General features: G+C 46.5%; 6 protein-coding genes. All 6 read left to right on the top strand.

Annotation, left to right across the window (positions count from 1 at the left end):
• Positions 1–555: 555 nt before the first annotated feature.
• The 6 genes from MHI12_RS25940 to MHI12_RS25915 all read left to right on the top strand — a co-directional run bounded on the left by MHI12_RS25940 (position 556) and on the right by MHI12_RS25915 (position 12,313).
• Positions 556–1,626, top strand: a complete 1,071-nt coding sequence (locus tag MHI12_RS25940; protein WP_405173055.1) for a glycosyltransferase — start codon at positions 556–558, stop codon at positions 1,624–1,626.
• 248 nt (positions 1,627–1,874) lie between these two features.
• Positions 1,875–2,501 carry a bifunctional 4-hydroxy-2-oxoglutarate aldolase/2-dehydro-3-deoxy-phosphogluconate aldolase gene (locus tag MHI12_RS25935; RefSeq protein WP_405170709.1) on the top strand — a complete coding sequence of 209 codons (627 nt, stop codon included), beginning with the start codon at positions 1,875–1,877 and terminating at the stop codon, positions 2,499–2,501.
• Between the two features lie 168 nt (positions 2,502–2,669).
• Positions 2,670–3,596, top strand: a complete 927-nt coding sequence (locus MHI12_RS25930) for an alpha/beta hydrolase (protein ID WP_051447016.1) — start codon at positions 2,670–2,672, stop codon at positions 3,594–3,596.
• A gap of 227 nt (positions 3,597–3,823) precedes the next feature.
• The gene (locus MHI12_RS25925; protein ID WP_405170708.1) at positions 3,824–6,217 is read left to right on the top strand and encodes an S-layer homology domain-containing protein; all 2,394 of its coding nucleotides are present in this window, start codon (positions 3,824–3,826) and stop codon (positions 6,215–6,217) included.
• Between the two features lie 292 nt (positions 6,218–6,509).
• Positions 6,510–7,637 (top strand): transglutaminase domain-containing protein, encoded by a 1,128-nt coding sequence (locus MHI12_RS25920; RefSeq protein WP_405170707.1) that lies wholly within the window; start codon positions 6,510–6,512, stop codon positions 7,635–7,637.
• Between the two features lie 164 nt (positions 7,638–7,801).
• Entirely contained in the window at positions 7,802–12,313 is a 4,512-nt protein-coding gene (locus MHI12_RS25915; RefSeq protein ID WP_405170706.1) for a collagen binding domain-containing protein, read from the top strand.
• The last annotated feature ends 117 nt before the right edge of the window (positions 12,314–12,430 follow it).

The following is a 12,430-nucleotide window of genomic DNA, read 5'->3' as shown; positions in this document are numbered from 1 at the left end:
CGCATATTGCAATATGCACGCGACAATCACTACGATGCGGTTTTCCTGATTGATTCTGACTTGGTGCTGCATCCGCGGACGCTGGAGCAACTTGTATCGAGTGGCAAAGACATTGTATCCAATATCTTTTGGACCCGCTGGCAGCCGGATGCCAGGGAAATGCCGCAGGTATGGCTGCAAGATGAGTATGCTTTATATCGCCGCGGTGGCAAAACAGTAGACGGAACCGAGGCGGAGGACGAGGGCACGCAAACGACTGCTTTTCTAACGCAACTCCGGATCCCGGGTTGTTATGAAGTTGGAGGACTAGGGGCGTGTACCCTTATTCGCAAAAATGTTCTGGCAGCTGGAGTTTCATATGACCAGATTCCCAATGTATCCTTCTGGGGTGAAGATCGTCATTTTTGCATCCGTGCTCAGGCACTGGGTTTTCGTTTGTTCGTCGATACTCATCTCCCCGCGTACCACATCTATCGATTGTCCGAACTGCCGGGGGTATCTGCCTTTAACCGCAGGGCCAGACGAGGCGAAGAGACGATCAGTATTACCCTGTGTATGATTGTAAAAAATGAAGAAGCTTCCCTCGCCAGATGTCTGGACTCGGTCAACGGGATTGCCGATGAGATTGTAATCGTGGATACCGGTTCGACGGATCGTACCCGTCAGATCGCTTCCAGGTATACGGATCGTATCGTTGATTTTGAATGGGTGGATGACTTTGCAGCAGCACGCAACTTTGCCTTCGATCAGGCAAAAAGTGAATATATTCTGTGGCTGGATGCCGACGATGTGTTTGAACCGGAAGATCGGGCGAAACTGATCGCCTTGAAACGTTCGCTGGACCCGGATGTTGATAGTGTCACGATGGATTATAATCTGTCATTCACAGCAGATGGCAAGGTAGCCTACAGTCTGCGCCGGAATCGTCTGGTGCGTCGGGATCGGCAATTTCGCTGGATTGGTGCGGTGCATGAATACCTGGCTGTAGCGGGCAATCTGCTGCATAGTGATATAGCGGTTACCCACAAGAAAGATAAGGAGTATACCGATCGGAATCTGCGGATCTATCGCAAAAGGGAACAGGCCGGAGAGGAATTTGGGCCGCGTGACTTGTACTATTTCGGTAATGAGCTGAAGGACCATGGACAGCATGAGGATGCGGTGAAGTACTATGAGAAGTTTCTGGATACCGGATTGGGCTGGGTGGAAGATCAGATCGCTGCTTGCCAGAAAATTGCGGATTGTGAAGCTGCACTTAAACATTCGGAACAGGAAGTCACGGCGTTGTTCCGATCATTTGCCTATGATTTGCCAAGAGCTGAGATATGCTGTCGATTGGGTGGTTATTTTGCCGACCGTGAAGATTATCGCAAGGCCCTGTTCTGGTATGAACAGGCGACTCGTGCTGTACGTCCTGATGATCCTATGGTAGTGCTGAATGAAGCAGCCTGGACCTGGATGCCGCATCTGCAACTATGTGTATGTTATGACCGGATGGGTAACCGTGCCAAGGCCCGGGAACATAATGATATCGCACTCGCCTATCATCCAACACATCCGAGCATGTTATATAACGATCGATACTTTAAAGATTTGGAGAAGGATAACGTGTTGGAAAATGCTTAATATTTTCAGTCGAAATACTGCCTCTTTCGTGGAATTGAATGGGTGAATCAGCCTATGTTCCATAGAGAGGTTTTTTGCATTGTGATAAAAGTACATCATAGAGTTGGTGACAGACGCATTCACTTCAGAAATGGATTAATGTATTTCATCCAGGGGAGGATATGCTTTACAATAATGAATAACGGAAAAGCGGTGACCATGATTGCCTGTCTTCGGCTGCCGAATTGATGAAGCAAGGGGAACTGGATATGAATCTGACGGAAGTACTATTGGAGTCGAGGTTGGTCGCAATTGTGCGCGGTATAAGCCGTGAAGCGGCAGTAACAGCTGGACAAGGTATGACAGGTGGTGGCATCCGACTGATGGAAGTCACACTGAACACACCTGGAGCACATGATATTATTGCAGACTGGCGTGAGCGGCATGAAGGAAAGGCTTATGTTGGAGCGGGTACGGTACTGAATGTGCAGATGGCGAAGGAAGCAGTTGCTGCAGGAGCACAATTTCTGGTGTCTCCCAATGTCGATCTGTCTGTCATTGAATATGCTGTAGAACATGGTGTCGAGATCTGGCCTGGAGCCATGACACCCACGGAGATTGTCGCTGCCCATGAAGCGGGAGCACGAGTTGTGAAGTTGTTTCCGATGGCGAGTCTGGGCATACCGTATCTTCGGGAGATCAAAGCTCCACTGAATCATATTCCACTGCTGGCAACAGGTGGTGCCACACTGGAGAATATTGCTGATTATTACGCAGCAGGCGCTGCTGCAGTGGGTCTGGGAAGTGCACTTTTACCACGAGAAGCTCTTGTGGCAGGAGATCATGAGCAGATTGCAGCATGTGCACGGAGATTTGTGGAAGCAGCCAAAGCCTAGGCTACAGTGTCAGATGAGGGATATGTATATTTGGGTATATATATGAAGGCGCCTTTAAATTAATTGTTGGATCAATCTTTATCATAAAAACCGATGTCCTTTAACGTACCGTTCATTCTATTGTTTTATGATGGATGTATGCCAGAATTCGGAGAGGAGAGATGCCCTGTGAAAGCTAAAACAATGATAGGCGGCATGCTCGCCGTGGCTGCAGTAACGGCAGGTGGATTATGGAAGGCGGCGGTGAAGAGCCAGACACCCAAGAAGATTCCAATCACACTGACACCCCCAATGCCATTTGAGGATGTGACCTTTGACAGTGGGGGAGGTCGGGTGCATGGCTGGTTCATCCCGGCCAGAGCCGACATTCCAAAACCATGGCCGCTCGTTATTATTGCACATGGCTGGGGCTCCAATCGCTCCCGTGTTCTTCGCTACGCACGTCCGATCTGGGAAGCCGGATATGCCCTGTTTATGTATGATGTCCGCAGTCATGGGGCCAGTGATCCGGTTCGTGCTGCATCTGCCTACCTGTTCCGGGATGATCTGCTCGCGGCGTTGCAGTATACGACTGCACGACCAGAGATTGATGCGGATGCCATCGGAGTGCTTGGACATTCTTTGGGTGGACTGGGTACGATTCTTGCAGTGACGGAGGGAATTCCTGTATCAGCAGTGATTACGGACTCGATGCCATCGCAATTTGAGGTAATCGTCAGTTCAGAGCTGAGGCGCCGGCGTCTGCCCTTGTTTCCACTGGCCCAGTTAATTCCGAGAATCTGGTTCTGGCGACTGGGCGAATCTCTGAAATCTTATCGTCAGCGTGATCCGGTGATGATGCTGAATGAACGGCGCAGGGGGATGCAACTGCCGATGCTTATGGTGCACTCCAAGGGAGATAATTTCATTCCCCCGAGTGAGCTTGAATATTTTATGTCCAAAGCCGATCCGCCTGTTGAACATCTATGGGTCAACAGCGGAGGACACAGTTGTTCTGAGGAAGATCCCACCTTCTGGGACACCGTTATTCCATTTTTGAAAACCCATGTTCAAGGTCAGGCGAAGTTGAACGATTCGTCTAAAGCGAGTAGTTGACAAGGTAGATTCAGCCTACATAAGAGTGCAGGCTAACAGAGAAAGCGCCGACGTGGTTGGCGTTTTTTTTGCTGTTACTAGCAATATGCAGAAATTCACATTTGTAAAATTGCCCGGAAAACGACGATTAAAAAGGAAGCTTATGGTATCATAGAATAGACTGGCAATATTCATGCGAGGTTATTTGTTATGCTTCTTTGTATGAAATTGAAGGGAGAGGTCCAGATTTGAGTTTGAATTGGAAGTTTAATTTACGTTTGAAAATGTTCGCAGCGAAAGCAACAACCGCAGCGATGGCAACACTGCTGCTTGCTTCGCAAACACCAGGTTTTGCAGGCAGTGCATCAGCCGCGCAAGCAGAGCAGTTGACCGAAGCGACAACGGGGGAAAATGAACAACTAGACGCAACGAGCAATGACGTGCCTGAGGGAGCGAAAATCTCATCCAGGCAAGCCAGTGAAAATATACTGAAATTATTTCCATTATTAAAAAAAGCAACGATCTCATCTGCACGATTCGATTCACCTAATTCCTATCCACCGCCAGACTACAAGGCGTGGGAGATCGGGTTCCAGATTACACAAGGCAATCATACGTCGGGATTCAGTGGAACTGTACATGCAGGCACAGGGGAAGTGTTAAGTGTACATTTGCCGTCGGATATCCTGGATAAACATGTCTCGGAATCAGATGTGAAGTTAACCAAAGCTCAAGCTGAAGAAAAGGCCGTGGCACTGTTGTACCAAGCGATTCCAGGTCTTAAGGAAAGTGAATATGCTCCGCTTGGAGATCTGTATTCTTCCATCGAACAAGAGTCATTGTTTGGCAGAACAGAGTATCGATACGGGTACCAGTTAAAACATGATGGATTGTTATCCGACGCAGAGACAGTCTACATTAATGTGGATGAAAGTGGTTTGGTGACAGGTTACTCACGAGGTACTATTGAAGCCAAGTATCCCTCATCGAAACCGGCAGCTTCAGAAGAGAAGGCCAGACAGCAGTTTGAAGAACAGTTCGATGTGGAACTGGCTTATATCGCCAAAGATCGTCTATCTTCCAAACAGGGTCAGCAGTATTACCTTGCATATACACCAAAAAATATCAGTATCGTTCCGATTGAGGCCAATACGTTGGAACGAATTAATACATTAACAGGTAAAGCTGTAGATGAAGATTCTTTGCAGCAGGATACGAAGTTGAAAGGTGATGTAACTCCTTTTGTCCCGGCCAATGGTACGAGGTTAAATGTTCAGCAGGCCGCCAATCGGGTCGCAACGAACTTTGATATTCCCAAGGGTTATAAGCTGGAACATAACCAGCTGGGCAAGGGATATTACTCAAGTCCGAACAATCAGGTATGGAGTCTGAGCTGGAGCGATCGAAGTGCCAATATGTCCTATATGTTCATGCGGGATATCTCAGCACAGGTAGATGCAGTTACCGGGCAGATCTACAGCTATACGATGATGCAACGAATCGGACCAGAGATGGAACAGGAGAAGCCGGCTGAGGAGAAGGCAGGCAAATTGGTAACCCGGAAGCAGGCTGAGAAACTGGCGATGGACACAGTGATTGCGCTAGTTCCAGACGCGACGGAGCAGTTCCGACTGGCTAACGTGATTGAGGTGGATGATGCTCGCACATTTTTGTTCCAGCGTTATCTGAACGGAATTCCGGTTAAGGAAGATACGGCACAAGTACAGGTGTTGAACAACGGGACGATTAACGAGTTCTATACACGTATTGCGGCAACGCCTGAACAACTGCCGGCAGATGTTAAGCCAGCCATCAGTTATGAAGAGGCCAAGGCACTCTATCTGGAGGAGTTCAAGCTGATCCTCGCATATTCCCGTTATGGCGGATATGGTATGAACGGTGGTCAAGTCATCCCGGCGGGGGTGAATCTTGCTTATATGCCTACACGTGATGAGAATTCGATCTATGGTAACTATGAAGCGCTGGATGCGAACACAGGGGAGTGGAAGCTTTTATACGGAGACACAAGCTCTGCAACCAAGACCGAACCTACGGATATCTTGGGTCATGTGGCCGAAGCAGCTCTACGCAATATGACACAGCATGGCGTATTGCTTGCTGATGAGCAGGGACGCGTATTCCCGGATCGTGTGATCACCCGAGGAGATTGGTTTAACTATCTGGCAAGAGCGATTAATCCAAATATGGATCTGTACTACAGTGGGGACGGAGATGACAAGTTATACGCTGATGTGAAACCTGACAGCCCGTATTATAAGGCAGTTCGGGCATTAATCGATCAGCGCTGGCTTGCCGGAGCGGACCCTGAACAGAATTTGAATCCGCAAGAAGAGATGACACGTGAAGAATTGGCAGTGCTGCTTGTACGTATTTTACGCTATGAGAAGCTGGCCGGATTCTATACGTTGCCATCGGATCTTCCCAACATTGCGGATGCCAGTGCCATTACGAGTAAGGGAGCGGTTTCCCTGAGTCTGAAGCTGGGATTGCTTCCTTCGATTGAAGGACGATTCATGCCTGCACGTAAAGTGACGGTAGCTGAAGCGTCACAGGTATTGGAACGGCTCGCGAAGCTTCAAGGTAAGACAGATACGTTTATGAGTGGTAATCGCCTGTATTAGACGAGGAATCACTCATATCTTGCCCAAGCGAATCATAGGATGAAGATAACGGGTAATCGTGATTTATTGAACTGAAGATCAAAGGGACCTTCCATAGAAGGTCTCTTTTGATTTAATTTTTACGAAAGTTATATAAGTTCAACTAAACATTTACTCAGCGATCGGAAAGTTGTTCTGACATCGGAGTGTTCGTGTAAATATTCTTTAGTTGAAATGATATAGAAGATGACGACAGAGCCTTTTGTGATACAATAGGGCGTGAGAACTTTGCAAAGAAGGGTGGGTTCCTTTCATGGGTAAGAACGGGAAACGAATTATCACCATACTGCTGGCAGGCTGTCTGATTGCTGTAGCGTTACCACGTACGGTGGATCTGGATCAACTGTACGCTGCATCAGGGACATCAGATATATCCACGGCAACAGATTTGCGCCAGACCTTGCTTACCGCAATGTCACAGCGAACGGAGGAACTTGTTTTTACATACAAAGGCAATGTGAAAGGCCTCAAAAAACAATTACAAACCTCCATCGATGAGGCAATGAAGAGTGACCCCTATATCCAATATACCGTTAAAAGTTATGCATTTAATTATAAAGGCTCCAATGTGTCGGCCGAGGTGCATGTGACTCTCTCCTATCGGGAGACCAAGGAGCAGACCGATTATGTGAATCGTAAAGTCACAAACGTGTTGAAAGAAATCATCAAACCAGGCATGACCGATCATGAGAAGGTCAAGGTCATCCATGACTGGATTGTGCTTAACCTATCCTACGATACTTCGCTCAAGAAATATACGGCCTACGACGGGCTTGTTACAGGCAGTACCGTCTGTCAGGGATATTCACTGTTGGCATATCGGATGCTGGAGCGAGTAGGTATCGATAACCGGATTGTGGAAGGTACAGCGGGCGGGCAGCTTCATGCCTGGAATATCGTGAACCTGGATGGCAAGTGGTATCACATGGACACCACCTGGGATGATCCTACCCCTGACCGCAAAGGTAAGGTTAGCCACAGCTATTATTTGCTGAGTGATGATGAGATGGCACGTGACCATATCTGGACAGGCAAAAGCAAGTACCCCGCTGCGCCTGCCCCATATCGAGAAGCTTTATTAAAGCTGGTGAAGGCTGGAGATAGCAAAAAAGCCGCATATCAGAAGCTGTACCATGCTCTGGACTATTCCCTGTATGATGAACAGGATGCTGTTAAAGGCCATGCTGGGCTGAAGACCAAAGTTCAGAGTAAGCTGAAGGAAGGCGGAACCTCGCTCACGTTCAGGTACAAGGGTACGGAGGCTGGGCTGATTGAAGATTTGCAGGATTTGTACCAGCTTGGCATGAAATCGATATCTTATTATGTGTCCAAAATGGAAGGTACTACGGATCTGCGCGTCAAAATTAACTGGACATTATAACAATCGCTTTGAACAGGATGCTCCACTTGAGGAGTATCCTTTTTTGTGTTCAATTATGTGTTCAAAAACGAAGATTCTAGTGTTGTCTATTTTTTGTATATGTCGCTTTGCTATTCTAATCTTCGGCGTATGCCAACACTACGTACGAGGAGGATATGCAAAAAATGAGGAAAAAAGTGAGCATAGTGATCATTGCTCTGTTACTGGTCACGCAAATGATGCAGGGTTGGATATTTACACCAACAATGCATGCTCAGGATGAATTAACTAACTTGCCAGCCAGTGCAATCAGCGATACAGCGTCAGAAGAAGGTTTGGCAGATTCGGAAGAGGTGGACAACGTTGACGTTGCTGCCACTCCGGAAGAAGAGGGGGAGGGAAACCTCAACCAGAGCAGTTTAGCAGTCGCAGCTGCAGGTCCGGTAATTACAGATCAATTGATTACCAGTGTGCAGATGTACAATCAGGCACCAGAAGACAACGGGAATGGCACGATTGAAGTCAAAGGAGATAAAATCGAGGATATTCGACCACGCATTCAGGATGAGGTGGCTGTAGTCTTTACATGGGGACTTGCAGATGACAACCACAACTACAGCGATGGCTCTACGTTCACCTTTAACTTGCCCGATAAATTCATCATCGGATCGCAGCTTAAGGGTAATCTGGATGGCGGTGTTGGGGAGTATGTGGTGAATCCAGATGGCACAATCATCTTTACCTTTAATGAACTGATCGAGCATGCGAAGCTGGAAGGCAACTTCTACGTGTGGATTAAGTTCGATGAGAGCAAGATGGAAGATGGCTTGAAACAACAGATAGACTTTAGTTCCGTAGGGCAGGGCATCATTGATGTACATTTTGCCAACACAGCTGTAGATAAGTTGAAGAAATCGGGAAGCGCAAACAAAAGTAACTTCAACTCGGATGAAATTAAATGGACCGTAGATTTTAACCAAGGCGAGAAGGCTATGAAAAATGCTGTTCTTGCAGACACGTTCCCAGCAGAGCTGGAGCTCAAGGGCGATATCAAAATTCGCGAATTGGAAGTGCAATTGAATGGATCTGTAAAAGAAGGCCCAGTAGTTCAAACGGAACCACAGTTTCCAATTCAATTGGGAGATACAGATAAGGCCTATCGTGTAACCTACACGACAAGTGTTAAAGCACCAACCACTGCTCCGTTCACCAACGTGGAGTATCAAAACCAGGTTGCGCTTACAACGGATCAGAGCGAGCACAACGAAACAGATATTGGCCGAGTTCGTGTGAGTTTTAATGAGCCTTTGAACAAATCAGGGCAAGATAGTGCGTATGATCCGGTGACACAGACGGTCACATGGAAAGTGCAATATAACTATAATCAGCAAGAAATCTTGCAAACGAATGCATGGATTGAAGACCGCTTTGATACGGCAAAACAGCAACTGATCAACAATTCCGTCAAAGTGTATCAAGTGGACATTAATACAAGTGGAGCGGCTTCGAACAGAACACTGATCAATCCAAATGAATATACACTCGAAGCAATGGGTACAGGGTTCGATGATGGCTTCAGATTACATTTTAAGAACGATATTACAAAGGCCTATGAGATCGAATATGATACACAATCCATTCATCGTGTTTATACAAACGACACCATTACGAACACAGTGAACATGTATGATGGTACTTCCAAAACAGGCCGAAGAGACATTCAGGAAGTCATTTTTGCAAAGAGTGTAAAAAGTGAAAACTTCAACACAAAAGAAATCGAATGGCAGATTGTTTTGAACCGTGATTTGCAGGACATGACGGATATCGTCATCACCGACAATTACGAAGGCAGACATATGAAACTGATTCCGGGTAGTCTTCAAGTGAGTGGTGTTAACAAAGAGGACTTTGAACTGACTCCAGACCCGGCTGATCCAACGTATGAAAAAGGATTCTCACTTCGCTTGAAGGACGGCGTAACGCTTAGTACGGAGCATGTTATCACTTATAAGACAAGCTTCGATCCGACAGCAGGTATGCCAACGAATGATGAATATCGCAACTCGGCGAAGATCGATTGGGAAGAGTCTGATGTAAAACAGACTTCGATTACCAAATCTGCTGCAGTCAAACCGCAGGACTACACGATTCAAAATGGTAACAAAAAGGGTGAATATAGCGCCAAAGATAAAAAGATCACCTGGACAATCGATGTAAACTACAATTTGTTCGATATTAAGGATGCAATCCTTAAGGATGCTTACACTGGAGACCAATCTTTCGTAGACGGCTCATTGAAAGTTCATGAGTTAGAGTTGCAGGGGGCCAATAATGTTACTGCTGTAGGTAGCGAGGTTCCGCTCACACCTGGTCAATTCCAGCTGAACCCGGACGGTAAAGGTTTTGCGTTGGATCTGGGTAACATGGGCAAAATGGCTTATCGCATTCAGTACCAAACAAGTCTGGATGGACCATATTCTGTCGCAGGCGCTTATGCCAATCAGGCTGTTCTGACGGATGGTGAGGGTGGTGCAATACGATTTAATAGATCAGCCAGTGTTACACCTGCCAACGGTGGTGTATACGTGCGCAAAGCAGGCAAGCAAGAAGGTACAACGGATAAAGCATCATGGACGGTAAATATCAATCCAAGTCAATCTTTCATTCCTGCGGGTAACCAATTAACAGATACCTTGTCAGAGAACCAGATTTTATTGGCTGATTCATTGAAATTATATGCGACCAATTTACCAGCCAACAATTCAGGCAATGTATCCACCAAAGCTGGACTCGTTGATCCGGCTGATTATGAATTGGACGTGGAGGGCAATACATTTACCTTCACCTTCAAGAAAGATATTCATACCGCATTCATTTTGGAATATCAGTCTTATATTAATGCCGATCATGGCGCCCGAATTGAGAATAAGGTTGAATTTGCGGGCCAATCTTCCTCGGTAATCGGAGAAGGTAATCAGTCGGGAATCAAAGTTTCCTTGGCTGGAGCAGGTGGAGGAGCCTCTACAGGTCTGGGCAAAATCAGAATTCACAAAGTCAGTGATACAGGAGTTCCGCTGGAGGGTGCAATATTTGCAATCTATAATGCGTCTGGAACTACGCTTCTGGAAACATTGAAACCAACGGACGAGAATGGTGTGGTTGAAAGCTCCAGAAACTATCGATTAAACAATCTAACCAACGGTGTACCTTATAAGTTAAAAGAATTATCTGCACCGGCAGGATACTTGGTTGATCCTGAATATGGCTCTGCCTCAGGTAAAACGATTGAATTTAAGGATGCAGATATCGCTTTTGCAATTGAAAACAAAAAGATTCGTCAAGGCTTCGAATTAACCAAGGTAGATGCGGCGGACTCCTCCAAGACACTTAAGGATGCAACTTTCGAATTGTACTCCAAGGACGGTGCAACGCGCGAGAAAATCGATGAGTTAACGACAGGGGAAGATGGGAAGATCGCCAAAGGTGGACTGTTGCCAGGGGATTATGAGCTGGTAGAAGTCGTGGCACCTGAGTTTTATCAATTGGATGCTACACCAATTCCGTTTACGATTGTAGAGAATCAGACGGAGAGTATTACATTGACGAAGTCTAATGCAATGGGTGCAGGTGGTAAACTTGTCGTTACCAAAGTAAATGCCAAGGATAAGTCCGTATTAAGCGGAATTGAATTCGAATTGCGTGATCGTTCCAACATTGTCATCGATACAAAAGTAACCGACCTAAATGGGGTCATTGAATTCGACGGTTTGGACTATGGTTCATATATATTGGTAGAGACCAAGGCAGAAGGCTTTGTTATTGAACAGCCGGAGACGCTTGTATCTATTATCAAACCGGAAACTCAATTAACCATTGAAAATAAAAAAAATGATCGTTCTGTGAAATTGATTAAAACCAATGCGGGTCGAACTCAGCACCTTCAAGGAGCTGTGTTTGAATTACGGGCCCAAACTGCATTGATGGATGCAAATGGGAATTGGGAGTTCCACAAGGTAACAGGTCTAGATGAAGCTACACTGACAACCAATCAACAAGGTGAAATTGTACTTGAAGACTTGGATATCAATAAATATCAGTTGGTTGAAATAAAAGCTCCTAACGGATATATCTTGGACACAACACCCGTACCATTTGAAATTACGAACATACAAACTGAAGCTGTAGTAGTGGAAAAAACGAATCAGGTTATCCCGGTATCCGGTGGTGGGTCTAGTGGACCTTATAATCCGGGAACACCTACTACGGGTGTAACACCAGATCCGGAGAAACCAGTAACTCCGGAACCAGGAAAGTCAAATCCGTCGGTTCCAGGCACGGTTGTAACTGAACCTACAGAGTCTGGGGCAGGAACCGAAAGTCCGACAGATGAAGATTCCGGGGTAGTGACACCGACACCAGGCGATTCCAACGGTGACGACACTGCACCTCCAGTTGGGGATACAGATGCACCGGATGGGGATGGTGCACTTGCACCTCCTGCTGGAACGGATACAGATGGGTCACAGGGCAATGGAAATTCTGCATCACAGCCAAACGGAAATTCTGGATCTCAGGGAATGCTGCCACAAACAGGTGAAGAGAGCACAATGGCTTACACTGCTGTGGGCATGATGCTGATGGCGCTAGGTAGCGCGGGATTCATGTACTTCCGTCGCAGACAACAGCTTCAACGCTAGATCGAAACACGCAGGATCTAAAATTCATCATTTGTAGATAGAAATACCCTCTAGCAATCACTACGAAGACTTAGCGTCGACGTGTGAATATGCTAGAGGGTATTTTTTGGTGATATT

Origin of the sequence: Paenibacillus sp. FSL H8-0280, assembly GCF_045040665.1 — a bacterium.
GTDB classification, from domain to species: domain Bacteria; phylum Bacillota; class Bacilli; order Paenibacillales; family Paenibacillaceae; genus Paenibacillus; species Paenibacillus xylanexedens_A.
The sequence above is the reverse complement of the archived record's forward strand: the minus strand, read 5'-3'. Positions and strand labels throughout refer to the sequence as shown.

Bases quoted from the DNA above. Each gene is read 5' to 3' on its own strand.
- MHI12_RS25940 (WP_405173055.1), top strand. From the start codon at position 556: ATGATTGTAAAAAATGAAGAAGCTTCCCTCGCCAGATGTCTGGACTCG.
- MHI12_RS25935 (WP_405170709.1), top strand. From the start codon at position 1,875: ATGAATCTGACGGAAGTACTATTGGAGTCGAGGTTGGTCGCAATTGTG.
- MHI12_RS25920 (WP_405170707.1), top strand. From the start codon at position 6,510: ATGGGTAAGAACGGGAAACGAATTATCACCATACTGCTGGCAGGCTGT.
- MHI12_RS25915 (WP_405170706.1), top strand. From the start codon at position 7,802: ATGAGGAAAAAAGTGAGCATAGTGATCATTGCTCTGTTACTGGTCACG.